The 26,423-nt window shown below is 48.3% G+C and carries 22 protein-coding genes and 1 pseudogene; 21 read left to right on the plus strand and 2 right to left on the minus strand.

Annotated features, from left to right (window positions below; all coding sequences use genetic code 11):
* Position 1 precedes the first annotated feature (1 nt).
* From MKX50_RS12165 to MKX50_RS12240, 16 genes and pseudogenes are all read left to right on the plus strand, one after another.
* Complete coding sequence (locus tag MKX50_RS12165; RefSeq protein ID WP_155611182.1) at positions 2 to 844, plus strand: carbohydrate ABC transporter permease; 843 nt, start codon at positions 2 to 4, stop codon at positions 842 to 844.
* 31 nt (positions 845 to 875) lie between these two features.
* Entirely contained in the window at positions 876 to 1,568 is a 693-nt protein-coding gene (locus tag MKX50_RS12170; RefSeq protein ID WP_213588423.1) for an N-acetylmannosamine-6-phosphate 2-epimerase, read from the plus strand.
* Complete coding sequence (locus tag MKX50_RS12175) at positions 1,565 to 2,443, plus strand: ROK family protein (RefSeq protein ID WP_213588422.1); 879 nt, start codon at positions 1,565 to 1,567, stop codon at positions 2,441 to 2,443. The genes MKX50_RS12170 and MKX50_RS12175 overlap by 4 nt, the downstream gene beginning before the upstream one ends.
* Positions 2,444 to 2,454: 11 nt before the next feature.
* The gene (locus MKX50_RS12180) at positions 2,455 to 3,309 is read left to right on the plus strand and encodes a MurR/RpiR family transcriptional regulator (protein WP_213588421.1); all 855 of its coding nucleotides are present in this window, start codon (positions 2,455 to 2,457) and stop codon (positions 3,307 to 3,309) included.
* A gap of 37 nt (positions 3,310 to 3,346) precedes the next feature.
* A complete protein-coding gene (locus MKX50_RS12185) occupies positions 3,347 to 3,820 on the plus strand; it encodes a YhcH/YjgK/YiaL family protein (protein WP_213588420.1) in 474 nt (157 codons plus the stop codon).
* 370 nt (positions 3,821 to 4,190) lie between these two features.
* Positions 4,191 to 5,159, plus strand: a complete 969-nt coding sequence (locus MKX50_RS12190) for a carbamate kinase family protein (RefSeq protein WP_339159806.1) — start codon at positions 4,191 to 4,193, stop codon at positions 5,157 to 5,159.
* A gap of 2 nt (positions 5,160 to 5,161) precedes the next feature.
* The gene (locus MKX50_RS12195) at positions 5,162 to 5,617 is read left to right on the plus strand and encodes a nucleoside deaminase (protein WP_213588418.1); all 456 of its coding nucleotides are present in this window, start codon (positions 5,162 to 5,164) and stop codon (positions 5,615 to 5,617) included.
* 189 nt (positions 5,618 to 5,806) lie between these two features.
* Positions 5,807 to 7,384: a sensor domain-containing diguanylate cyclase gene (locus tag MKX50_RS12200; RefSeq protein WP_339159807.1), complete on the plus strand. Its 1,578-nt coding sequence runs from the start codon at positions 5,807 to 5,809 to the stop codon at positions 7,382 to 7,384.
* A gap of 129 nt (positions 7,385 to 7,513) precedes the next feature.
* On the plus strand, positions 7,514 to 8,425 hold the full coding sequence (locus tag MKX50_RS12205) for a LysR family transcriptional regulator (RefSeq protein WP_339159809.1): 912 nt from the start codon (positions 7,514 to 7,516) through the stop codon (positions 8,423 to 8,425).
* Positions 8,426 to 8,620: 195 nt separating this feature from the next.
* Positions 8,621 to 9,616 carry an iron-hydroxamate ABC transporter substrate-binding protein gene (locus MKX50_RS12210; RefSeq protein WP_339159811.1) on the plus strand — a complete coding sequence of 332 codons (996 nt, stop codon included), beginning with the start codon at positions 8,621 to 8,623 and terminating at the stop codon, positions 9,614 to 9,616.
* Between the two features lie 678 nt (positions 9,617 to 10,294).
* On the plus strand, positions 10,295 to 11,320 hold the full coding sequence (locus MKX50_RS12215; protein WP_339159813.1) for an ABC transporter substrate-binding protein: 1,026 nt from the start codon (positions 10,295 to 10,297) through the stop codon (positions 11,318 to 11,320).
* 11 nt (positions 11,321 to 11,331) lie between these two features.
* Positions 11,332 to 12,326: pseudogene (locus tag MKX50_RS12220) on the plus strand (iron ABC transporter permease).
* Positions 12,310 to 13,353 carry an iron ABC transporter permease gene (locus MKX50_RS12225; protein WP_339159815.1) on the plus strand — a complete coding sequence of 348 codons (1,044 nt, stop codon included), beginning with the start codon at positions 12,310 to 12,312 and terminating at the stop codon, positions 13,351 to 13,353. Before MKX50_RS12220 ends, MKX50_RS12225 begins: the two are co-directional and overlap by 17 nt.
* 54 nt (positions 13,354 to 13,407) lie before the next feature.
* Entirely contained in the window at positions 13,408 to 14,280 is an 873-nt protein-coding gene (locus MKX50_RS12230) for an alpha/beta hydrolase (RefSeq protein WP_339159816.1), read from the plus strand.
* Positions 14,281 to 14,508: 228 nt separating this feature from the next.
* Positions 14,509 to 16,239, plus strand: coding sequence for an ABC transporter ATP-binding protein (locus MKX50_RS12235; protein ID WP_213589366.1), 1,731 nt, complete (start codon positions 14,509 to 14,511; stop codon positions 16,237 to 16,239).
* Positions 16,240 to 16,475: 236 nt separating this feature from the next.
* Positions 16,476 to 18,581: a serine hydrolase domain-containing protein gene (locus MKX50_RS12240; RefSeq protein ID WP_339159817.1), complete on the plus strand. Its 2,106-nt coding sequence runs from the start codon at positions 16,476 to 16,478 to the stop codon at positions 18,579 to 18,581.
* Between the two features lie 55 nt (positions 18,582 to 18,636).
* On the opposite strand, the gene MKX50_RS12245 is transcribed toward MKX50_RS12240, so the two are convergent.
* Positions 18,637 to 19,374, minus strand: coding sequence for a glycosyltransferase family 2 protein (locus MKX50_RS12245; RefSeq protein WP_339159819.1), 738 nt, complete (start codon positions 19,372 to 19,374; stop codon positions 18,637 to 18,639).
* A 200-nt stretch (positions 19,375 to 19,574) separates the two neighbouring features.
* On the opposite strand from MKX50_RS12245, the gene MKX50_RS12250 reads away from it, so the two are divergent.
* The 5 genes from MKX50_RS12250 to MKX50_RS12270 all read left to right on the plus strand — a co-directional run bounded on the left by MKX50_RS12250 (position 19,575) and on the right by MKX50_RS12270 (position 25,344).
* Positions 19,575 to 20,309 (plus strand): glycosyltransferase, encoded by a 735-nt coding sequence (locus tag MKX50_RS12250; RefSeq protein ID WP_339159820.1) that lies wholly within the window; start codon positions 19,575 to 19,577, stop codon positions 20,307 to 20,309.
* Positions 20,310 to 20,660: 351 nt separating this feature from the next.
* Positions 20,661 to 22,925 (plus strand): glycosyltransferase, encoded by a 2,265-nt coding sequence (locus tag MKX50_RS12255; RefSeq protein ID WP_339159822.1) that lies wholly within the window; start codon positions 20,661 to 20,663, stop codon positions 22,923 to 22,925.
* Between the two features lie 28 nt (positions 22,926 to 22,953).
* Positions 22,954 to 23,577 (plus strand): glycosyltransferase family 2 protein, encoded by a 624-nt coding sequence (locus tag MKX50_RS12260; protein WP_339159824.1) that lies wholly within the window; start codon positions 22,954 to 22,956, stop codon positions 23,575 to 23,577.
* Between the two features lie 17 nt (positions 23,578 to 23,594).
* Positions 23,595 to 24,704 (plus strand): aminotransferase class I/II-fold pyridoxal phosphate-dependent enzyme, encoded by a 1,110-nt coding sequence (locus tag MKX50_RS12265; RefSeq protein ID WP_213589364.1) that lies wholly within the window; start codon positions 23,595 to 23,597, stop codon positions 24,702 to 24,704.
* Positions 24,697 to 25,344: an acetyltransferase gene (locus MKX50_RS12270; RefSeq protein WP_213588406.1), complete on the plus strand. Its 648-nt coding sequence runs from the start codon at positions 24,697 to 24,699 to the stop codon at positions 25,342 to 25,344. Before MKX50_RS12265 ends, MKX50_RS12270 begins: the two co-directional genes overlap by 8 nt.
* 86 nt (positions 25,345 to 25,430) lie before the next feature.
* Here MKX50_RS12270 and MKX50_RS12275 read toward each other — a convergent pair whose 3' ends face one another.
* Positions 25,431 to 26,405: a glycosyltransferase family 4 protein gene (locus MKX50_RS12275; RefSeq protein ID WP_339159826.1), complete on the minus strand. Its 975-nt coding sequence runs from the start codon at positions 26,403 to 26,405 to the stop codon at positions 25,431 to 25,433.
* Between the last annotated feature and the right edge of the window lie 18 nt (positions 26,406 to 26,423).

Here is a 26,423-nt window from a genome sequence, read left to right on the forward strand (position 1 = left end):
AATGTCACAAATCAAGAACAAGAAAAAAATGGAGAAGTTCGATATCGTTTCAAACGCGATCATTACCCTCTTCGCTGTTTTAAACCTGTTTCCGCTATATTGGTTATTTACAAGCTCTTTGAAAAACAGCTCGGACGTCGTCAAGATGCCGCCAGACTGGTGGCCAAAGACGATTACTTTCTCCAATTATGTCGATATATTTCAAAACCAGCCCGCTTTGCGGTGGACGTTCAACAGTATTTACGTGTCTGGCGTTACAACCATTCTGGTCATTGTCATCGGTTCGATGGCAGCGTACGCTTTCTCGAAAATCAATTTTAAATTCAGCAATCTAATTTATATTATTTTCATATCCAGCTTGATGATTCCGAAGGAAATCATGATTGTACCGCTCTTCCGCATCGTCCAGAATTTCCACATGGTAAATGCCTACGGCGGAATGATCTGGCCAAACGTAGCGGGGGCATTCGGGGTATTTCTATTAAAAGGGTTCTTCGATACGACGCCAAATGCGCTCAGGGAAGCGGCGAGAATCGACGGTGCCAGCGAGTGGCGAACATTTACGAGAATCATGCTGCCGATCGTTAAACCGGGCATTGGAGCATTGTTCATCCTTAATTTCGTCCAGGTTTGGAACGACTATTTGTGGCAATTGGTCGTTGGCCAGGAGAAATTGATGAAAACACTAATGGTCGGCACCGCGACCCTGATGCAGGATCTCAACCCTAACTTTGCTTACAAAATGGCGGGAGCGACCGTTGCCGCAATTCCGATGCTGATCATTTTCGTATTGTTCCAACGCTACTTTACATCAGGCATTACGGCCGGGGCAGTGAAAGAGTAATAAACATATAAAAACGTGGAGTGGTTTACAGATGAATACAGATCATAAAGTGCTAAAAGAGATCCATCATAGATTAGTCGTATCCTGCCAAGCGCTGCCTGAGGAGCCTCTTCATAGCCCCTTTATTATGGGGAGAATGGCATATGCCGCCTATTTGGGCGGAGCAGCAGGCATTCGTGCGAATAGCGTGGAAGATATTAGAGAGATCAAGAAAACAGTTCAATTGCCGATCATCGGCATTATCAAACAGGTATATGAAGGTTCGGATGTGTTCATTACACCGACATTAAAGGAAGTTGAAGCTCTGTACAATGAAGGCGTAGATATTATCGCGATGGACGCAACTGTCCGCATCCGTCCCGATGGGACGACGATTTCCGAGTTGTTCCCGCGTATTAGAGAGATGTATAAGGATCAGTTGTTTATGGCGGACTGTTCAACGTTCGAGGAAGGAATCATGGCCGAGGAGCTGGGATTTGATCTCGTAGGCACGACTTTAAGCGGATACACAGAAGCGACGAAAGGCATAGCTTTGCCTGATTTTGATTTAGTGGAGCGGCTTGTAAGCCGCCTATCGGTTCCCGTTATCTCGGAAGGCGGGATCTCGACGCCGGAGCAGCTGAAGAAAATGTACGACCTTGGCGTATATTCGGCGGTGGTTGGCTCTGCCATCACCCGGCCGATGGAAATTACGCAGCGGTTCGTGAAGGCAGTGAGAGAATGAGAATATTAGCCGCGGATATTGGCGGAACGAATACAAAGCTCTGCATCTGTGATGAACACGGAAGGATGGAGAAATTCCAGGAATACGCCACGGAGAGCCGCCAAGGCGGCCCTCATGTGATGGCCCGATTGATGGACAAGCTTGCGGAATATGACGATTTTGATGCAATTGCCATCAGTACGGCCGGGCAAGTTGATTCGGAAGCAGGAATTATCGTCTTCGCTAACGAAAATATACCAGATTACACCGGCATGAGAATAAAGGACATGCTTGAGGAGAAATTTCATAAACCTGTAAAAGTTGAAAATGATGTGAACGCGGCCGCGCTCGGAGAAGCATTTTTCGGCGCTGCCCGGCACTTGGATGATTTTTTATGCTTGACTTATGGTACGGGGATCGGCGGGGCCATCGTGATCGATCGCCGGGTTTATAAGGGGGCTAACGGCGTGGCTGCTGAATTTGGCCATATCGTGACACATGCCGTGGCCGATCGCGGCAACGGGGGTACCCCTCTTTTTTACGAAAAATATGCTTCAACGACGGCTTTGGTGGAAATGGCCAGGGACGTTGACCCCGACTGCAGGAATGGCAGAATGCTGTTCGAGAAGATCAAGCAGGGAAACAGTCAGCTGGAGCAAGTTCTGCACGTCTGGGTGGATGAAGTCGTCTACGGTTTAGCCTCAATCATTCATATCTTTAATCCCTCTGCCGTTATAGTCGGGGGTGGCGTAATGGAGCAGGATGAGCTGGTTCAGCTTGTAGAAGCCAGAACGAAGGCAGCGGTTATGGAAAGCTATCGTGATGTGAAAATTCTGAAAGCCTCCCTAGGGAATAAAGCGGGCGTTCTTGGAGCGGCATCACTATTTTGTCGATAGGGGGAGAGAATTTGCGGCCATTAAGTATTTTTACTTCGATTCATTCCAAGTACAACAATTTAACGAATACAGAGAAGAAGGTAGCTGACTATGTGCTGGAAAATGCTGCGAGCGTGGTCTACATGTCCATTACGGATTTGGCCGATGCCTGTAATGTTGGGGAATCCAGCATATTCCGTTTTTGCAAATCACTTAGCTATAAAGGCTACCAGGAATTTAAAATCGCCCTGGCTCACAGCATTACCGTGGACAATGAGATTCCGCAGCTGACCGACCAGGTGCTCATGGATGATTCGATCGACCAGGTCGCGTCCAAGGCGCTGTCTTCAAATATCAGCGCATTGAATGAGACTTTTAATTTATTAAACATTGAGAAAATAGATCAGGCCATCGATTATTTGATCGGGGCCGACCGGATATTGTTCTTTGGCGTGGGCTCGTCACTGATCACGGCCATGGAGGCCAAAGTCAAGTTCATGCGGATCACAAATAAGGCGGAGTGCACCTTTGATTCACATCTGCAGATGATGTCGGCGGCTCTCATGTCCGAGCGGGATGTAGCTGTGATCATTTCGTATTCAGGTTCAACCAAGGACAATATTGAAGTGGCGAAGAAGGCAAAGGAGCGCGGCGCAACGGTAATATCGATTACACGGTTCGTCAAGTCACCGCTAACTTCGTATTCGGATATTACACTGCTGTGCGGAGCCAATGAAGGTCCGCTGCAGGGAGGCTCCTTATCAGCGAAAATATCCCAGCTCTATTTGCTGGACGTACTATATACCGAATATTTCAAAAGAGCGAAAGAGCAATCGATCGCCAACAAGGAGAATACCGCAGCAGCGGTTAGCGAGAAGCTATTATAAGTAAAGTTAATTTATGATTAGTTACGGGGAGATGCATATGATTTTAGGCTCACTAGCAACCTGGAAAGATGATCATAAATTTGAGCATAAGGCCATTATAGAGGCGATTGAAGCGATCCAAAGCATCGTTAGCGATCCGCCGTCCCCTGGGCGCGTCGAGATTCGGGGCGATGAGATGTATGCTTCGGTTATGGAACTGGAAGCAAAGCCGTTTACAGAGCAGGTAGCAGAGAAGCATGAAACCTATATCGATGTGCATTATCTGATCGAAGGCGAGGAGATGATCGGATGGTCGCCTGCTGAAGGCGGAGAACAACCTGTGCAGGCGTATGATGAGGAAGGGGACTATGCGCTGTATCAGCCTTCAGATGAAGAAGTGAAATTAGCGATGAAGCCCGGAATGTTCGCCGTATTTTTTCCGCATGATATTCATAGACCAGGCATGGCTGAGCAGCCGGCGGCCATCCGCAAGCTTGTGGTTAAGATTCATATCAATATGTTCGAATCGTGAATCATATAAGCAAAAGCAAAAGTTCTGCATTAAGGACTTTTGCTTTTTCATTTTGACACTTATTGAATCTCGGCGGATAGTTCTCCATGTAAATTTCTTGATAACATGTACTGTAAGGCGGCTTCAACATTCTAGGACTGGACTTTCCGACGGTGCTGTCGTATATCATACTATGGATGGTCACTTATAACCCCCTCATCGTAGGTGGGGAAATCGTTTTGGCGAACCGATTCACGAATGCTCCATTATTAGTAACGTTAAAAGACTTTGCGTTCTTTAGCGGGCTGATCATTTCGTTTGTGCTATACACTTTTCTCTACAAGAAACAAACGAGAATATGCAGGCAGCTAAGTGACTTGGGAGGATTGAAGTGGGAAAACTGGTAGTCGTAGCGATTGGCGGAAACGCACTTGTCAAAGGAAACGATTATGACACAATTCAGGATCAGTACGAGTCTGTTTGCGAAATTGCCGTCAACATTGCAGATATGGTAGAAGCGGGCTGTGAAGTCATTGTGACTCATGGCAACGGCCCGCAGGTAGGCTATACACTTCGCAGGGGGGAAATCGCCGAGAAAGTGGCCGGCATGCCTAGCGTCCCGCTTGTCAACTGTGTAGCGGATACCCAAGGCGGCATCGGTTATCAAATTCAGCAGGCACTGACGAATGAATTCATTCGCCGCGGTATGAAGCAAAAGGTAGCAACCGTCATCACACAGGTCGAAGTGAGCAGCAATGATCCGAATTTCAAAAAACCGAGCAAGCCAGTAGGCTCCTTCTTTACGCTGGAACAAGCGCAGGAGCTGGAAAAGGAGCACCCGGACTGGGTCTTCGTGGAAGATTCGGGCCGCGGCTACAGGCGCGTCGTGCCTTCGCCGCAGCCGATCGACATCGTCGAGAAGGATGCCATCAAATCGTTAATTGAGAGCGGCTACGTGGTTATCGCCGTCGGCGGGGGCGGAATTCCCGTTGTCAAGAGAGCGGATCAGACTTATGAAGGCATTGATGCCGTAATCGACAAGGATCTGGCAACGAGCTTGCTGGCGGATCAAATCCAAGCCGAGATCCTGATTATTACGACTGGTGTTCCCAAAGTGTTCATTCATTTCGGCAAGCCGAACCAGAAAGCGCTGGATAAAATTACGGTGTCCGAAACGAAGCAATATGTGCTCGAAGAGCATTTCCCTAAAGGCAGTATGCTGCCAAAAATCGAGGCCAGCCTAAGCTTCCTAGAGAAAAGCGGCTCCCGAGTCATTATTACCAATCCGGAAAGCTTGAAGGCCGCAATCAACAACGCGGCAGGCACGCATATCGTAAAATCATATGGGGAGGATGTATGAACATGGATTACATGAAACTAGCAGCAGACAAAACCATCGAGGGCATGGACAACAACATGGGAGGACCTTTCGGAGCTACTATTGTACGCGGCGATGAAATTATTGCCGTATGCAGCAACCGCATGATGGCCGATACCGACCCTTCGCAGCATGCGGAAATGGTCGCGATTAGAGAAGCGTGCAAAACGCTGGGTACGATGGACCTCTCCGACTGCGTCATTTATGCGACCTGCGAGCCTTGTCCGATGTGTGTATCCGCTATTATTTGGTCAGGCATCAAAGAGGTGTACTATTGCAACACGGCCGAAGATGCGGATAGACACGGCTTCAGCGACATGCATCTGCGCAATTATTTGACAGGCAAAGATACAAGCGTGCTGAATATGGTGAAGGTGCCTGCTCGCGAAGATTGCGACAAATTATTTGAGCACTTTCACAAGCTGCAAGAGAACCAATAATTCAATAGCATATATCCCAATTTGCCAGTCCTGCCCTGCATTTTCTCTGCGGGGGAGGGCTTTTTTGATGTTACGATGATCCCTTTATCATGCGGCAGCGACCTATCTAAAATCATTGTTTAAAACCACTCGTAAATATGATAGAATTCAACGGATTAGCCTACATCAGTTGAAATGGGAGACTCGTAAATGAAAAGAATGAAACTGTCGCTGCGGTATTTGATTGTTTGTGTGGCTCTATTATCTTTCAGTTTAACGCTGATAAGCAGCTTGCTGAGCGGATACGACACCAACAAGCAGACGCTGATTGCCAACACGCTGGAGACGAACCGGATGTATGCGGAGAAGCTGGCGCAGGCGACGGATGGCTTCCTTTATACGACATTGCAGACTTTGAGCGTTAGCGCGGCGGAAATCGCGACAATCATGGATGACGAGGCGGCTCTTCTGAAGGAAGCGGATCGTTTGAAAATGCAAACGAATACTTTCAATTCCGTGGCGATTACTGATCCCAGCGGAAAAGTATTGGCTACATCTCCGCAATCGCTTGATCTTAAAGGTAGAATATTGACTTCACCTGAGAGCAAGGAAGCGCTGGAAGAGAGAAGGCCGCTCATTTCGAAACCCTACACGGGGATTACGGGACGACTGATTATTTTTATCTCATATCCAATTTTCGATGAGCAGTATAATTATTTGGGTCTGGTTGGCGGGACGCTTTATTTGAAGGAAATGAACATTCTCAATGAAATTCTGGGAGAACATTTCTACAAAGACGGCTCGTATGTTTACGTAGTAGATCAGGACGGACGTATCATATATCATCAGGATCAAAGCCGCGTTAATGAAGTCGTGGACGAGAATCCGGTCGTTCGGAAGCTGATGAATGGAGAGCGGGGGGCCGAGCGGGTCATTAACACGAAGAAGAAGGACATGCTGGCAGGATACAGTTATATTCCTACGGCCGACTGGGGCGTGGTATCGCAGCGGGATACGGAGGTAACACTGGCTCCTGCGAAGGAAATGCTGAAGAAGATGATCGTTACCTCCTTTCCGTTCTTGTTCGTATCGCTCATATTCATCATCTGGCTGTCCAATAAAATAGCGCAGCCACTGCATAAGCTGGCTTATTATACAGAGAATAGCACGGAGAAAAACCAGGAGAAGCATATCGCGAAAATTCCTGCTTGGTACTATGAGGTCATTCAGTTAAAGAAGGCGCTTGTTCACAGCCTCGCGATTCTTCATAATCGCATCAATTATTCCACTCATCAATCGAGGACTGATTCACTGACCAGATTGGCGAATCGCCGCGGAATGGAGGAGCATATGAAGAAGTGGCTGGAGGAAGAGAAGCCATTCTCGCTGATCCTGCTCGATATCGATCATTTCAAACGGGTAAACGATACTTACGGTCATGCGGCTGGAGACCATGTACTGCAATTTCTGGCCATGCAAATGACGGAAACGGCAGGGTCGAATCATATATGCTGCCGCTATGGCGGAGAAGAGTTCGTCATCCTGCTGCCAGACACGGCCCAGCAGGATGCAGTAAAAGTGGCGGAGAGACTGAGATCGAAGATGGAAAGAACGGTGAGTCCATGCGGAGACATCGTAACGGTCTCCGCGGGAGTGGCTGCATATCCCGAGCATGCTTCCGATCTCGATGGTCTTGTGGCCAAGGCGGATGCTTCCCTGTATGAAGCGAAGAAACGCGGACGAAATCAGATCGTCGCTTTCGAACCACACGATGTCATACAGGCTTAGCATCTATACATTGAACCATTTTTGATCTATGGTATCAGCCGCTTAAATATTACGCCGACAGCCGACCAGGATGACTGGTCGGTTTATTGCAAAGATGCAATAATCATCACAGTAAAGGAGGCGTGAAGGATGACCCTTCAGCAGTTGAAATACGTGATAGAGGTGGCTACCCGCGGGTCGATGAACGAAGCCGCGAAGCGCTTGTTCATTTCGCAGCCCAGCCTGTCCAATGCGATCAAAGATTTGGAGGAGGAGCTGCAGATTACGATTTTTGAACGGACGAATAAGGGCATTGTACTCACGAAGGACGGTGCGGAATTCCTGAGCTATGCCCGTCAGGTCGTCGAGCAAGCGGCGCTGCTGGAGAGCCGCTATTTGAATGTGAAGCCGGCTCCCCAGCATTTCTCCGTATCAGCTCAGCATTATGCTTTTGCGGTCAGTGCTTTTGTGGAACTCGTGAATCAATATGGACATGACGAGTACGAGCTGGCGCTGCGAGAGACGAAGACCTACGAAGTGATCGAGGATGTCAAGCATATGTACAGCGAAATCGGCATCCTGTATCTGAATGAATTCAATGCCAAGGTCATAAACAGGCTGCTGGACGATGCCGGGCTGCAATTTACCAGCTTGTTTGTGGCGCGGCCGCATATTTTTATTAGCGCCAGGAACCCTCTTGCGAAACAGCCCATTGTCACTATTGATCAGCTCGACGATTATCCGTTCCTCTGCTTCGACCAGGGCGAATTCAACTCGTTTCATTTCTCGGAGGAAATTCTAAGCACGCTGTCCCATAAGAAGCTGATCCGGGTCAACGACAGAGCGACGCTGTTTAATTTGCTGATCGGCCTTAACGGTTATACGATTTCCACGGGGGTGCTGAGCGCCGATTTGAATGGACGCGACATCATTCCGGTGCCCCTGGAATGTGACGAGTCGATCAATGTGGGCTGGATTTCGCATCGGAACATGCCGTTGTCGAAGCTGGGTACAGCCTATGTAGAGGCGCTCAAGGAATCTGTAGCCAAGGATTACGGTTGATAGTCTTAAGTTATAGGTTAGTCATAGTTATTGGAGTACGCTATAACAGTTGTTACATAGTACCTTATCGACAGAACGGTTTGTTGTGGTCGTTCTCATCTGGAGAATTTTGATTGTATCTTCTGCCAATTCAGGTTATAATATTTTCGTTGAAAATAATTATCATTATCAGTCATACAGTGAGGAGATTCAGGAATGAACAGAAACAGAAAACCTAAATATGCTGCAGCAGCAGGAATATTAAGCTTGGTTCTGCTGTTGAGCGCCTGTTCCGGCGGGTCTGCCCCGGCTAGTACGAACGGCAACGCAAGCCCGGCTTCCGGCGGAAATCAAGTCGAAGAATCTCAGCCGGCAGAGCGTGTGCTTACGGATTCACTAGGCCATGAAATGAAGGTACCGGCGAATCCCGAACGGATCATCGCTTCTTATTTGGAGGACCATCTCGTAGCCCTAGGCGTCAAACCAGTCGCGCAATGGTCTGTAGCAGACGGCAAGACGGTACAGAATTATTTGCAATATGAATTGAAGGATGTACCGACGATTCCGTCCGAGCTTCCTTATGAAACGGTAATGAGCTTCCAGCCGGACTTGATCCTTATGGACAGTGCCGACATGGCAGCTGGAGATAAATATGAACAATATTCAAAAATAGCTCCTACATATTCCGTAGGTACAGAGCAGAACAATGACTGGCGGGAAGAGCTGCTTACCGTCGGAGACGTTCTAAACAAGGCCGAGGAAGCCAAGAAGGCTCTCGCGGATTACGACGCGAAGGCGAATGAGGCCAATGAGAAGCTGCAAGCCGCCATCGGCGAGAAATCTGCTGCAGTCCTGTGGCCTCTAGGCAAGAGCACTTACATCGTTCATGAGAAGCTCTCTAGCGGAGATGTTCTCTATCGGGATCTCGGGATGAAGGTGCCGTCCGTCGTGCAGGAAATATCCGCTTCAGCCACGGCGAACTGGAATCAGATCTCGGCGGAGAAGCTGGCTGAGCTGGATGCAGACTACATTTTCATAGTCAGCTCCGCTGTACCGATGGAAGAACTGCTCACCGATCCGATCTGGGCCGGACTACCGGCGGTGAAGCACGGCCAGATATATGAATTTGATAATGAATCGAGCTGGCTCTATACGGGTGTGATTGCCAACGGAAAAATCATCGATGATGTATTAAATAGCATTTTGAAGTAGAAAAAGGGAGGCACACGAATAGCTGCTGTCCCAAAGTAGTTTTTTCAAAGCGGGAACGGATGAATTCATTTTTACGAACAAAAGCGCCAGTTCTTGGGCTATCAGCCCCGGAAATGGCGCTTTTTGCTTCATGGCGGCTCATCTTAAGCATATTTCATACTCACCGCTTTGGCTCTTTCCATTTAAATGGATTTATAGTTATTAGTTTCTGCGGTCTAGAAGGAAATGTGAATATAAATGGATTTCATGTCGTTAAAAGGGGGAAAATTGCCAATCATGGAATGGACTCTGATTATAGCTGCATAAAATCCATCTAATCCCCTTAAGCATTCGTTTTTGAGGATATTAGATACATGAAATCCATTTACTTTACGGCCTATACGATCTGTATGAAGACTGTACGAAAACTGTACGACCACCTGTACTACGACAGGTTGGTATATCCAACAGCTTATATAAACAGAGCTAAAGAATAGGAGCTGCAGCCATCTAAATCACTATTGAGATAGCTCCTTTTTTGCTTATCTTGGCGGACCCAAATGGATATCGTCCAAACACCTTCTGGATTTAGTCTATGTTCCGTTAGAAATCGGCAGCCTATAATTTGTAATTGAGAATGATTATCGATGAAAAAGATATGATTCTCAAGGATGATCGAAGATGAGGGGAGAGCAAGACATGTTAAAGAAATCAACGTTACTAGTTATAGCGTTGGGGGTGATGCTTGGTCTATCCGCGTGTGGAGCCAAGGAAGAGGCCCAGCCGGCTAACGCAGGTACAACCCATCAGCAAACGGAGAATTCCGCTTCTTCTGCCGGCAATTCCGCAAACAAGGACGGACATGCATCGGCTGAGACAAGAACGATCAAATATTTGGGGCAGGAATACACGGTGCCGGCCGAGGTCGAGAAAATCGTCATTACCGGTTCGGTAGAGTCAATGGAGGATGCTCTCGTACTCAACGTTAAACCGGCGGGCGCGATGACGATGGGAGGTTCTTTCGAGCCGTTATTTGCGAAAATAACTGCAGAAGCAGTCGCGATTGGGGAGAAGACGCAGCCGAACGTCGAAACGATTCTAAAGCTGGCGCCGGACGTTATTTTGGCCAGTACGAAGTTTCCCGCTGAGACGCTGGAGAAGCTGGACAAGGTGGGCCTGACGATTCCTGTCTCTCATATTTCTACGGACTGGGAAGCAAATTTGAAGCTGCTTGCTGAACTTGCAGGCGAGGAAGAGCAAGCGGATCAATTGCTTGCATCGTACAAGCAAGAGGCCGCTGAATTGAGGGAGACAATCGAACCAGCCCTTAAGGGTAAAAGTGTGTTGATGATCCGGCTGCGTGCCGGCAGTATGATGATCTATCCGGAGGATGTCTTCTTTAATCCATCGCTTTACGGAGATCTGGGGGCGGATGTACCAGAGGAAGTAAAGCAGGCGAAGGCGCAGCAAATGATCTCACTGGAGAAGCTGTCTGAAATGAATCCGGATTACCTGTTCGTCCAATTCTCAGAGGCTGAGAACAAGGACACGCCAAAAACGCTGGAAGAACTGCAGAGCAACCCGATCTGGAGCAGCATCAATGCGGTGAAAAACGGTAATCTGTTCGTGAACATCGTTGATCCGAGCGCTCAAGGCGGTACGGCTTACAGCAAAATTGCGTTTCTGGAAGCCATCAAGAACAGCAAATTAGCTGAAGCGAAGTGACGGAGACGGGTATGCGGGCAAGGCATTCTGCAGCTGTCCTGATCTTAGGGAGCTCTCCGTTTCTAATCGTGTTTACGATTGTGATATCCGTGATATATGGTGCAAAGAACATCGATATAGGCACGATTCGAGAAGCGCTGTTTCATTTCGATGCAGGTAATGTGAATCATCAAATCATCATCCATTCCCGATTGCCTAGAGCTGTTGGGGCACTGCTCATTGGAGCTTTTCTCGCCATATCCGGGGCATTAATGCAGGGGATGACAAGAAATTATCTATTATGGGCGTCTCGGACGGTTCGGCATTTGCCATCACGCTCTGCATGGTATTTATGCCGGATTCTAACTCGATGGAAATGATCCTGTATTCCTTCATGGGCTCGGCGCTCAGCATCGTGATCGTCTTTGGGCTTGCCTCGCTGCTCCCCGGCGGATTGTCGCCGGTACACATGGCGATTCTGGGTACGATTATCGGCACGTTTCTGAGCAGCTTATCCGCGGCGATGGCAGCTTATTTTCAAATTTCACAGAATATCAGCTTCTGGTACAATGCTCGGCTGCATCAATTGAACCCGGAGCTGATCAAACTGGCGATACCGTTTGCCGTCATAGGCATTGTGCTGGCCATTTGGCTGTCCAAGTCCATCACCGTACTGAGCCTCGGTGAAGAAATTGCCCTTAGTCTCGGACAAAAAACGAAGCTGATTAAATTCGCGACCATGCTAACCGTCGTCATTCTAACGGGAATCTCAGTAGCTCTAGCGGGCAAAATCGGATTCGTCGGTTTGATTGTGCCTCATATCGTCCGTTTTCTGACCGGTGTAAATTACAGGTGGATTATTCCCTGCTCCGGCATCGTTGGAGCGCTGTTTCTGGCACTTTGCGACGTAGTTAGCCGTTTTTTGAATTATCCCTATGAAATGCCGATTGGCGTAGTTACGTCCCTGCTTGGTGTTCCTTTTTTTCTTTATTTAATTCGATCCAAGGGGGATGGTAAGCGTGTATAGATCAAGGAATCTACGTTTTGCCGGGGTGTTTATGATTGGACTTGCCCTGGTTCTCGCGGCGGCGTATATCAGCCTGACGAACGGCACCTTCGATATCGGAATCCGGGATGTCGTCCAGACGCTGCTGCGCATTCACCCCCAGCCGGAGCACGATTTGGTTATTTTCGAGTTTCGGCTGCCGCGGATCGTCATTGCACTGCTTGTCGGGGCTGGGCTAGGGTTGGCTGGAGCCGTCATTCAGAGTATTACCCGCAATGGATTGGCCGATCCCGGCATTTTGGGGATTAATTCGGGCGCAGGGGCGGCCATGGTTATTTTCCTCTTTTTCTATCAAGGACAAATTCGGGGAGACGGGTGGCTGTCTATTCTGGCGATGCCGCTTTTTGGCTTGGCAGGCGGGCTGATCGCTGCGATGCTGATTTACATGTTCTCTTGGAAAAATGGCCGGCTGGAGCCGCAGCGGCTGCTGCTTACCGGCATTGCGATCGGCTCGGGCTTAAGCGCCATTTCTCTGTACCTGACTTTGAAAATGAACCCTGGCGATTTTGAAATGGCCGCGGTATGGAATATGGGCAGCATTTATAACGCCAGCTGGAAATATATCATTTCCATGCTTCCCTGGCTCCTGCTTCTAGCACCGCTCATTGTGTGGAAGTCGTACATGCTCGATTTGTTCCAGCTGGATGAAGACAGCGTGATTAGCGTGGGGATTGCCTCGGAAAAAGAAAAAGCCTTGCTCTTGCTGTGCAGCATCGGCATTGTCAGCGCCTGCGTGTCCGTCTCGGGCGGGATCGGCTTTGTCGGTTTGATGGCCCCGCATATTGCAAGGGCCCTTGTTGGCCAGACGCACCGGCACATGCTGCCGGTTTGCGGTATAGTGGGGGCGCTGATGGTCATGCTGGCCGATTATATCGGCAGGACGGCGTTCGCTCCGTCGGAACTGCCGGTAGGCGTTGTTATAGCCTTACTTGGCGTGCCTTATTTCATCTTTCTGCTCTACAGAGCCAAAGGCCGGGGCATTGCCTGAATGCGACTCTGCCGCAGCAGCTAACGAGTTGCTCTAGATCAATGAAGAAGGAGAGTGGTTTCGTTGAAAAATATTAATCAGTCATTTACGCTGCCGAATACGGAGTATTGGGATATGCGCTCAACGGCAGCGAACCGCGATTATCGCATTTTTGCCTTTAAGCCGGAGGAAGCGCCGCCTTCAGGCGGCTACCCGGTCATCTATTTGCTAGACGGAAATGCGCTATTTGCTACTATGGTGGATGCTGTCCGTGCACAATCCCGTGTACAGAAGAAAACCGGTGTGTCTCCCGCCGTTGTGATCGGCATCGGCTATCCGGGCGATGCGCTATTTGATCCTGCGCGCTACTATGATTACACGATGCCGACGCAGCCTGATCAGATCATTCCCGGACCGGAGGGCAAGCCTTGGCCCGAGCTGGGCGGCGTCAGTGAGTTCATTGATTTCATCGAGCAGGATCTGAAGCCGGAGGTGGAACGCCAATTTCCCATTGATGGCGGCAGGCAGGCCGTACTGGGGCATTCCCTTGGCGGCTTATTCGTGCTGCAGGCTCTGTTCGATCAACCGCATTTATTTCAGAACTATATTGCTGGCAGTCCCTCAATTCATTGGAACAAATCCTATATGGCTGAAGCGGAGCAGAGATTTGTATCCCGTATGGGGCAGGGAGCTGGGCAGGCGGATAGCTCAAGCAGGCCCCAAAAGCTGAGCTTGCTGATTACAGCAGGGGAGCTGGAGCAGTCACATCCCAGCCGAATGGTCGAGAACGCGAGCGGGCTCGCTGACCGACTGGCGAAGCTGGCTGAGCAGGGATCTGAGCTGCGCGTGGAATATTGCGAGTTTGCCGGGGAGAGCCACATCTCGGTGCTGCCCGCCTTGATCAGCCGTGCGGTTCGCTTTGCACTCGTTCAAGCAGCAAACGGCTAGCTGCGGCAAGCTAACGTGTGAAAGCAGCTTCTATGAGAATCGTTCAGTTTGTACAAATACGATTTCGCAAATGTGTATTGTAGCTTCGAGCAACGTGGGTTACAATGGCATTAATATTTGGCCGTCACCTCCAGGTTTGAAGGAGAGGGGCGGCCATTCCGGAATCTCCAGCCTAGCTGCTGTGAAAAAAATAAAATAGAGAGGGGCTGGAATGAGCCAATGAGTATGATGATTCGCCGTTTTTTTGCTTACTACCGGCCCTATAAGGGCTTGTTCCTGCTTGATTTCGGCTGCGCCTTGATCGCCGGCCTGCTGGAGCTGGGTTTTCCTTTGGTCGTAAACCGGTTTGTGGATGATTTACTGCCCAATGAAGAATGGAATCTGATCGTTTGGGCATCGCTGGGATTGCTGGCATTATATCTGTTAAATACGGTTCTGATGTATATCGTCAACTACTGGGGGCATATGCTCGGGATAAATATTGAGACGGATATGCGCAAGAAGCTGTTTGATCATATTCAGAAACTAAGCTTCCGTTTTTTTGATAACACGAAGACAGGGCATCTGATGTCGAGACTGACGAACGACATGATGCAAATTGGCGAAATGGCTCACCATGGACCTGAGGATCTGTTCATAGCCGTCATGACGCTGGCCGGTTCTTTTACGCTCATGCTTACGATTAACTGGAAGCTGGCGGTTCTCACCTTTGTTGTCGTTCCCGTCATCATTTGGCTTGTCGTGTATTTTAACGGCAAAATGACCAAGGCGATTCATCAGCTCTTCACCGACGTGGGCGACTTTAACGCTCGTGTCGAAGATAACGTCGGCGGAATTCGCGTTGTTCAGGCGTTTGCGAACGAAGAGCATGAGAAGGAAAGATTCGCTGTGAATAACGGACGATTCCGTCTGACGAAATTGTTCTCCTATAAGCTGATCGCCAAGAACAGTGCCATCAGTTACATGATGATGCGCCTGGTGACGCTGTTCGTCATGGTTTGCGGTACGTGGTTCGTTATTCGCGGGCAGTTGTCCTATGGCGAATTTGTCGGCTTCTTGCTGCTGACGAACGTCTTCTTCCGGCCGATTGAGAAAATCAATGCAATCATCGAGAGCTACCCGCAAGGCTTCGCGGGCTTTAAGCGCTATGTCGAGCTGCTCGATACCGAACCGGATATTGCGGATAGGCCGGATGCCGTGGAGATCGGCGAACTGCGGAGGGAGATTCGCTATGAGGGTGTGTCCTTCGGATACGATAGCGAATCGTCTGTACTGAGCAATATTAACCTGACGATTCGTCAAGGCGAGACGGTGGCCTTTGTCGGGCCATCTGGTGCCGGCAAGACGACATTGTGCAGCCTGCTGCCGCGTTTCTATGAAGTGCAGTCAGGAGCGATTACAATAGACGGCGTAGACATTCGGGACATCAAGATGCAGTCGCTGCGCCATCAGATCGGGATCGTGCAGCAGGACGTGTATTTATTTGCAGGAACTATTCGCGAAAATATACTATACGGCAAGCTGAACGCATCGGAAGAGGAGATCTGGGAGGCGGCGCGCCGGGCCCGTCTGGACGAATTTATCCGATCCCAGCCTGACGGCATGGAGACGGTTATCGGTGAACGGGGCGTGAAGCTGTCCGGCGGACAGAAGCAGCGTCTCGCGATCGCGCGGATGTTCCTCAAGAATCCGCCGATTCTCATTCTGGATGAAGCGACTTCAGCGCTGGATACGGAGACGGAGCAGGTCATTCAGCAATCACTGGCCGAATTGTCTAAAGGCCGTACGACGCTCGTAATCGCCCACCGGCTGGCAACGATCAAAAATGCCGACCGCATCGTCGTCGTCAACGAGGAGGGTATTGCCGAGCAGGGAACGCATGAGGAGCTGCTCGCAGCTCGCGGCCCGTACAGCCGTTTGCATCAAGCGCAGTTTCAAAGCGCGGTCGGAGCTCTGTAATGCGGCTTATCTAGGTAAGCATGCTATACCGTACCAACTATATTGGATATGAAGAATCCGCATTGGATGCGGATTCTTTTTTTTGCGATGGAGGCTTACATAGAGTTCTTGGGAAGTGAATCGGAATGTCTCTGCCCACACTTTCATACGAATATTATTGGCCCGTTGAACGAAACCGGTACTCTCAGCGTATTATCTATGATTTGCCATTATAACTAGGATTGAGAGGGAGAGAGATGAACAAAAAAGGACGTATCGCCGTATCGATCATGCTTGCCGCGAGCCTGCTCATGCCGATAGGAAGTGTGGCGGCAGACAGTGGGATTGGGACAGAGTATGAGAGCACCAAGCAGCATTTCAACCGGGATTACAAGGTTACTAGAGATACTGCTTCCAGGAAGGCTAAGCTGCTGGTAGAATCCTATGACACAAACAGTGTGCAGTATGCGCTGATCGATCAGGGGGACATCGTAATTTCCGGGGTAGCCAGCAAAGATGCGGGGAAGGGAAAGGCTGAGATATCCGCCACGACGATGTATGGCATCGGGTCCACCAGTAAAATGTTTGCCGCCGCTGCAGTTATGAAGCTAGTTGATGAGGGCAAGGTAGATTTGGACGTTCCCGTCGTCAACTACATTACGGATTTCAAAATGAAAGACCCGCGCTATAAGCAAATCACGCCGCGCATGCTGCTGAATCACTCTTCCGGGCTGCAGGGGGGCGCCCTTAGCAATACGTTTTTGTTCGAGGATAACGACACTTACGCGCATGATCAGTTATTGGCACAGCTTGCCGAGCAGAATTTGAAAGCTGACCCGGGCGCATTCTCTGTATATTGCAATGACGGCTTCACGCTGGCTGAAATTTTAGTTGAGCGTGTCAGCGGGCTCAGCTTCACGGATTATATCCACACGGCCTTTACAAAGCCCTTAAATATGAAGCATACGAAAACGCCGCAGGATCATGTTAAAACAAGCCAGTCGGCACCGTTATACTTTCCGGTATATCCAGGGCGGCTGCCAAATGAAACTGTCAATGTCATCGGTTCGGGCGGTATTTATTCTACCGCAGAGGACTTGGTAAAATTCTCGCAAATATTTACGGGTCAGGTCGATTCGATCATCAGTAAAAAATCGGTCAAAGCGATGCAGCAGGAAGAATACAGAAGAGGATTGTGGCCTAAGGAAGCGGATTCGGCGTTTGGGTTCGGGCTTGGCTGGGACACGGTAAATATGTTCCCGTTCAGCGAATACGGCATTCAGGCGCTGTCCAAGGGTGGTGACACGATGCTGTACCATGCTTCCCTCGTGGTGCTTCCAGAACATAATATGGCTGCCGCCGTGGTCTCATCAGGCGGGAGCAGCATGACAGATCAATTGCTTGCCAATGAAATCCTCCTTAGCGCGCTTCACGAAAAAGGTGTTATTCCTGAACTGAAACCGGAGAAGTCGCATGGAATCCCTGTCAAGGCGGCCATGCCGAAAGAGGCTGCTGAGCATGCCGGCATCTACGGAGTGAGCAACGCACTAATGAAGGTGGACATTACCGAAGATAACGAAATGATTGTATCCGTACTTAATATACCGGATTATCCGATCGAGAAGTATGTCTACACGGCGGATGGTTCTTTTGTAAAAGAGGATGGCAGCACCAAGGCGAGTTTTGTTCATGAACAGAACGGGCGCACCTATCTATGGCTCAGAGCCTATTCCACGCTGCCTGGCTTAGGGCAGACGGCGATATCTCATTATGCCGCCGAGAAGCTGGAGGCGCATTCCTTGTCAGCCGAGGCACAAGCGGCTTGGAAGGAAAGGGCCGGGAAGAAATATTTCGCGGTTAATGAGAAGTATTCCTCTATTTTGTATTTGGCAATGATGCCTGTCCAGACTGTGGAGATATTCCCGGAGGCGCCGAATTACTTGCTCAACCGCAAAATGATCGATGCGAACAGAGCGGTCAGCGAGCTGCAAATTCCAGCCATGGGCGGAAGAGATACGATGGATTATAATTTCTTCAGCCAGAGCGGGCTGGAGTATTTAGAAATCGGTGGAAGCTTGTTTGTTCGCGAAGAAGCCGTCAAACCGCTTTATCTTGGTTCTCGTTCCTTCCTCACTATTCAAGATAAAGGATATGCGAGATGGCTCTCCGTTCCCGATGCAGCGGCCGGCAAGACAATGAAGGTAACAGTGCCCTCCAATGCTTCGTTTGCCGTCTATGATGAGCATGGGATCTGCTTGAACTTCGAACGCGTCAGCGGCAGCAATACCGTAAAACTGCCGAACAACGGCACGATTGTATTTGCGGGCGATAAAGGGGCAAAATTCCAGATCGAGTTGAATTGAATTTAAGAGATCAGTAAAAAAAGGATGGGCTGATAAATGATCAGCCCATCCTTTTTCATGCGTTTTTAGCAACGATCCCATTGCCTTGATAGCTCCATTTGCGATTAAACCGGGCTTCGCTGTGCACCCAATACTGCTTGATCGCTTCCTCTCGTTCCGGATTGGGGTAGTATTCATGATAAATCGTACTGTCTGGACAGAACAATATTTTGTAACCGCAATAAATGGCGTTAAAGCAATAGTCCGTTTCTTCAAAATAGTGAAAGTATTGTTCATCTAATAAACCGAGGTTATCCAGTAATTTCCTCTTTAATAAAAAACAAGCTCCGTTTACTGCCAGACATTCTCTGGTTTCTTCCAAGATCCCTGGTTCATTGGGACATAAAAAGTAAGGAGAGGTCCAATCCATGTTCGTCCCGACACCGACTAATTGGTTGGAGCTATTTATTAATTTGGGAGCGACGACCGCTGTTTGTTCATCCCTCCATAGGGCGTCAATTAGAGGCGGCAGCCAATCTTTCGTTACGAATACGTCGGGATTCATAATCACGATCGTTTCTGAGGAACCGTTCACGATGCCGAGGTTAACCGCGCTGGCGAACCCCTTGTTTCGGCCGTTTTGGATCAGCTTGATATCGGGGAAGCTTTGTAAGTACTCCATAGTACCGTCTGTACTCCCGTTATCGACAACGATGATGGCATAGTCAGATGGCGTATATGTTCTTATGGCATCAAGGCAACGCTGAATGTAAGAGGCTGAATTGTAGGTTACAATCACGAGATCTGTCTGCACAAGATATCGCCCTTTCTGTATTCAATCTCATTTAGGTTCAATATTTCTTCAACATATGCGCCGGGAGCGGCAAATGATTGAGGCAGTCAACCATTTTCGGTCAATAGTTGTTTTGTGCAGTAAAAGGGCAAATGCCGATGTTCCCCTTCAAACTAGGGGAATAGACTGTGAATTATATGATATTTGGAGTGTGGTGACAGATGACTATTACGGTAATTACACCCGTTTTGAACGAGGAGACTTTTTTGAGGCTATTTCTGGAGAGGGTGACGTCCTTTGCCGACGAGATTCTTATCGTTGATGGGGGAAGCAGTGATAATTCCATCTCCATTATCAAGTCATTTATGAGGAAGCACAACATTCGCTTATTTAGCAATAAACAGGGAACTGCTTATACGGATGAATGGAATGAATCTGAAGTTAGAAATTTTTTGGTGGATCAGGCGCAGGGTGAATGGATCGCCAATATTGATGCGGATGAAATATTCGATGATGCCTTCGAATCGGTCATCCCCGGCATATTAGCCCATACGACCGCCCAGGTGTTGAGATTCCCGATTATCAATTTCTGGAAGGACCCATGGACGGTGCGCGTTAATGCACCCAATGACGAGAGATGGTCGAATGATATCATCCGTATGTGGCGAAACGGGATCGGCATACGTTATCGTGACCAGAAACATCACTGTACACTTAAGGGGCCCGAAAGCGACATTTGGGCGCTGCCGTCTGAACGCATTGAAGTACCCATTTATCATTATCATTATGCCTTCGGGAAGAAATTCAAATTTAACGACAATCGCCGTGGAGATGTTAATTTATATGACAATATAGGCGACCCGGACTGGTCGTTCCAGCACGGCGAATATGAGATCAGAACTGTACCATTCTCGGGGCAGCATCCCCGAACCATTCGCAATTATTTAGGAATTTAGACCAAGGCGGAAAGGTGGATCAATGTGTACACGAGAGAGCAGCGAAGGTTATTAAGAATGTTAAGCGGGGCCATTCGATGGAAGAAAGGCAGACGACGGGCAAGACTACAAAGAAGGGCATTGCTGCGTAAAATACAGTACTGGGAAGCGACAAAAGACAAGAGGATTCAAGCCAAGCAGAATCGGGACACTGAAAATTTACCAAGTCCCGTTTTGCCAATAGCCCCGCCTATTGTTCCGGTTAAACCGGCTTCCCCAGCGGACAGCGGGGTGTTGACTGAAAATTCAATCAGACCAGTGTCACCAGTGTCCTTATATGAACCTCCAAAAAATGATTATAAGCTGAAACCGTTGAATTCTTCACTAGATCCCAACAATATCACTCTGTTTCGTTTTCCGATTATTGACTGGGGTTACCGATGGCAAAGGCCGCAGCACATTTGTCAGCAGTTCGCCAGACATGGGTACAGGGTATTTTATTTCGCGATTGAAACGATGCCGATCGGCAGTGTAGAGGCTACATTTGAGGACGTTCAAGCCGCGCTGCAGATTCGAGAGGCGGAGGAGAATGTCTGGCTTGTTCAATTGTGCTCGCATAACAGTCTTAACGCTTATCGCGATACCATCGATCATCCGCTCGATAAACGATACATGAAATGGTCGATTGAGGCCCTGAAGCAAAAGTTCAATATCGGACAAACGGCATCCATCGTCGATCTTCCGTTCTGGTCCATGCTTGTATTTGATCTGAAGGATAATAAAGTCATTTATGATTGCATGGATGAACATGCCGGATTCTCGAATACATCCGACGAGCTGCTCGCGCTGGAGCCTACTCTAATGAACCGGGCAGATGCCGTCGTTGCTTCGTCCGGTGTGCTCTATCAAAAAGCGCGGAATCTAAATCCGTCTGTTCATTTAATCCCCAATGCGGGGGAATTTGAACATTTTTCCGTGAAGCCCAGCTACAGGCCTATTGATATAGCGAAGGTTAATCAACCGATTGTCGGGTATATTGGCGCCATTGCTGACTGGTTTGACATGGCATTGGTGTATGAGCTTGCAAAAAGCAATCCGGATTGGAATTTCGTATTGGTTGGCGATACGTACTATAGCGATACCTCAAACATAGAGAAGCTGCAAAATGTGTTTCTCCTAGGCGAGAAACAGTATCATGAGCTGCCGGCATACCTGCATGCTTTTGATGTCTGCATCATTCCGTTTCTTATCAATTCCCTGACATTGGCAACAAATCCGGTAAAAATATACGAATACCTGTCTGCAGGCAAACCCGTCGTATCCACACCGCTGCCAGAGCTCGCCCCGATGAACGAATATGTGTCTCTTGCAAGCGGGCCGAAGGAATTTGAAGCAGCTATCGCTAGAGGACTTCAAGAGAATGGTGAAGAGCAAGCAAGAGCAAGGGAGAAGCGCCGGCAATTTGCAGCTGAGAATACGTGGGAACACCGGTACAAGGACTTTCACTCCATTGTTCTTACCGCGCTTTATCCAAAAGTCAGTGTCATTATCGTGACTCACAATAATTGGACCTTCACGGAACGCTGCTTAAATAGTTTGCTGCGGCATACCGCTTATCCTAGATTTGAAATCATAGTGGTCGATAATGCATCTACCGACGAGACGTCAGCCCGCTTGCTGCAGCTGAGTTATCCCGACATTAAAACGATTCTGTTATCTGAAAACAATGGCTTCGCTGAAGGAAATAATATTGGAATTTTGAATGCAACCGGGGATTATGTCGTATTGTTGAATAACGATACGATCGTATCCAAAGATTGGCTGCCTCGTTTACTGCGTCCTTTCAAGACAGACCCGCAAATCGCAGCCGTTGGTCCCATGTCCAACTATGTTGGGAATGACCAGAGGCTTGATTTCTTTGTTGGAGATGAAATCCAAGGTGCAAACGAAGTTTGGCTTGATGAATTTTATGAGCTGTACGACCGAAGAATGAGATATACGGAAATGCTTGGTTTCTTCTGCGTTGCGATCAAGAAGGAGATATTCAAGAAATTAGGTTCACTGGATAAGAATTTTGGAACGGGCATGTTTGAGGACGATGATTTCTGCCTGCGGATGCGGCACGCTGGCTATAGACTAGCCGTGGCGGAGGATGCTTTTGTGTATCACAAGGGCAGCGCAACTTTTAACCAGTGGGATGAGGAGCAGAAGAACAGTTTGTTTCACCATAACCAATCCTATTTCGAAAGTAAGTGGGGCATAAATTGGTCGCCGCATAAGATGCCTCTATCATTATTTGTCAACATCTCCGATCCGGATAAAATTGCAGAAATTGTCGCAGCTAATCCCAAAATACCTGTATTTGCTTCCTGTCCTGAGGAATGGAAGAATCCGCAGGAAGAGTGGCAGCGCAAACTGCTGCAACAATGCAACGGGGATTCGCTTGTCATTGCCCGCGTGGGAAGTTATTTGGGCCAACCGATTCATGGAATTCGCAAGATTGGGCCGGACTTGTATTTTACGAATAATATAGAGTTATTGCAGAAGATAAAGTTCAAGCATATTTATGACTTTAGACCATTCGCGCCTGGGGGTGAGCTCATTGGTAACGAGCTTAGACTACTTACAAGCGTCTAGTACCGATGATTACAAGAAAGTTTATGAGATGGAACAGCCGTTGGTCACGATTTGCATCCCCACATATAACCGCGCCGATTCATTATTAAACCTCAGTTTGAAGTCAGCCGTGAACCAAACCTACACGCATTTGGAAATCATCGTCATCGGGGATTGCTGCACTGATCATACCGAAGAAGTCATTCGCCAGTTCAATGATCCAAGAATCATATTTGAAAACCGGGAGAGCCGTGGCGAGTATCCGGCCGAGACCTATCAACACTGGCTGGTGGCTGGAAGCATCCCTACAAATCGCGCGCTCGAGCTGGCTTCAGGCCAATTTATAACTCACCTGGACGATGATGATGAGTTTGCCGAAGACCGAATTGAGAAGCTGGTAAACTTCGCAAAAGAAACCCGCGCAGACTTGATATATCACCCATTTTACTATTATGTCGTACCGGAGCACTGGGTGGTGAATGATGCAGAGCCGCTGATGTGCGCCAAAATAACAACTTCGTCCATGTTCTATCATCACTGGTTAAAATGTGTTCCTTGGGATCCAAAATCATACCTGCTCAATGAGCCCGGGGATTGGAATAAAGTCCGGCGCATGTTAGAGCTTGGGATCAAGACGGCAAGACATCCTGAGCCTTTGACTAAGAAGTATTAGGGAGTTGTGATGTGTTAATGGAGTATATTCCGTTTCTAAAGCCAAAAGTGGTTCCCAAACAATACTATCAACGTTATTTGGACGAAATCGATGAATCAAGAATATATACGAACAATGGTCCTTTGAACAAAAGATTTGAAGAGCGTATTCTCAAGGAACATTTTAATCATACAGGGGCCGTCGTCACGGTCAGCAATGCGACAATAGGTCTACTATTGGCTATTTCCCAATTGAAGCGGCAAGGGAAATATGCTCTGATGCCCAGCTTTACCTTTCCAGCTACACCGCTGAGTGCGATGTGGTGCGGGCTGGAGCCTTATTATATCGACATCGACCCTGAACACTGGTGCATGGACGAACACAAGCTGGAACTTGCACTGGAGAAGCTCGGGGATGAGGCAGCCGTCGTCGTTCCTTACGCAACGTTTGGCACACAGCTTGATCTGGCTTACTATGAATCGTTGATTCGGCGCGGCATCCCCGTCGTTATTGATGCTGCTTCAAGTTTCGGAACGACCATGGAGGAGCAGGATCTCACCAGTTTTGGAGGAGCTATCGTGTACAGCTTCCATGCTACGAAATCTTTTGGAATTGGCGAAGGAGGCATTGTATATAGCGGTGATCTCGAGTTAATACAAAGTATACGACGCTCCACGAATTTTGGATTTAATGAAGAGCGGTCGTCAGGGCAGTTGGGATTGAATGGCAAAATTTCTGAATATACGGCTGCCGTAGGACTCGCGACTTTAGATGTGTTCTCTGAGAAGATTAAAATTAGGGAGAAGATCGGAGAATGGTACAAGGAAGCGTTAAATGATTATAAATTATTAGAATCTGGATGGAAGGTTCAGGCTATTGCAGGCAAAATCGTCAACCAATTTTATCCGATATTATGCCCGGTTGATCAAGAAAACAGGTTTTACGTCGATAAATTGCAAGCATTGGCCATTCAGGTAAGAACTTATTTCTCACCGCCTTGTCATCGGCAAAAAATGTTCGATTATCATCCTCGTACATCGCTAGCGGTTACAGAGGAAATTAGCCGGAGGATTCTTAGCTTGCCCGTCTGGGAAGATATAAGAAAGGAACAGGTTGAGCGTATTGTCAGGAGCTTGATCCATGAGTGAGGCAAATTTGCTGATTTGGGGCTGTGGCGGCATGGGGCGGGAAATTCTCGCCCTATGCGAGGTGCTGGGGCGAAATGTGATAGGGTTCCTTGATGAGCGTATAGAAATGCGGGGACAATTTGTAGACAATGTTCCCGTGCTCGGGGATATAGCGCATATCGCTAAATACAGAAATGAAGCGGAAATCATTTGTTCTGGAGTAGGCGACCCGGCCCTGAAGCGGAAATTCGTATTTAAAACGAAGGAGGCTGGCTTTCGATTCGCTCCTGCGTTAGTTCATCCATCCGTGAACGTTCCTAAGAACAGCCGGCTGGGGATCAATAGTATTCTTTGCGCAGGATCTATAGTGAGCATAAATGTCCAGGTGGGCAATTTCGTCATCGTCAATACGAATGTTACGCTGGCGCATGACGTGTCGGTTTTTGATTATTGTACGATTTCGCCAGGAGTCAACGTTAGCGGTCATGTCACTGTAGAAGAAGGCGTTTTTATCGGTACAGGATCTGCTATTCGCGAGAAAGTGAGCATAGGAGCCTGGTCTATGATCGGGGGCGGTTCATTTGTGGCAAGTGACGTCCCTCCTCAAGCTCTTTATGCAGGAGTCCCAGCCGTCTTCAAAAAGACAAGGACGAATCCTTAATCATAAATCCCCTTGCAGTAAAACTTGGATTGACTAACCATGTCCTCATGGTTGCAATCGGGATTTTACGAAAGGGGATTTTATAATTACCGCTTACCGAGCATATGGGCCAGCTTAGCTTTTACAACCTTCTTCATGTCAAAAGCGGCTTTGATGATTTTCGCGCCTTTTGCCGCTATCAGCCTTGTTTTGGGAAGATGATCCCTGATCCAGTAAAGAGCGGAGAGGAGGGATTCTACGTTAGCATCTATTTTGATATAATGAATTCCCTCTTTTAATATAAGCTGGTCATTGCGCGGATTCGTTGTCACCAGAAGACATCCTGTAGCCATGGCATCTACAGCGGCCGTCGTTGGAAATCCATCTAAAGCCATGTGGTCGCTAATACTGCAATTGATGAACACATGGCAGCTTTGGTATAAGGTCTTTAACTGCTCGGGCGCTAGCAATCCATGGAAAGTAATGCGTTTATTTATGAAGTAGCCAAGCTGACTCTCCCAATCTCCTACAATGTGAAGATGGAAATCATCTGAATTAAGCAGATTATAAGCTTGAACCAGCAACGGGAATCCTTTTCTGGGGTAATTAAAGGCGCAGAAAACAAGCTGAATGGGTGATGACCACGATCTTGCAGCGTAGTTATATAATTTAGTATTAACGACCACAGGCTGATAGATGCTCGATTTCATTTTTATGAGAACATCTTCAATATTCGTAAAGACGGTGGAGCAATGACTGGCAACAATGTCCAGATATTCGGATCTTGTATCTTGTACGAGGCCGCCGCCAGGGTAAAGCGTCGTATGCAGCCTAATCTGCCGTTCGATCAAAAATGAGCGAATATCCAAATATGGATTTGAGCCCGGCATATGAGTTCCATCGGGGAGGGTGCATGCTCCCAGCAAACTTACGACCAAGTTCAAAAAAACGCAATAGACATCCGTAATCTGTTCAGAAACGGCTAACTCCTTGAATTGAGAAAAGGGATGCACGACCGCAGGGAAATCATCCGTGTAAGGTTCAGTCGCAAAGAACAGGGTGTCCGGACGCTCGACATGCATCTGAACATTCTCCCAATA

The organism is Paenibacillus sp. FSL W8-0186, assembly GCF_037969765.1.
GTDB classification, from domain to species: Bacteria; Bacillota; Bacilli; order Paenibacillales; family Paenibacillaceae; genus Fontibacillus; species Fontibacillus woosongensis.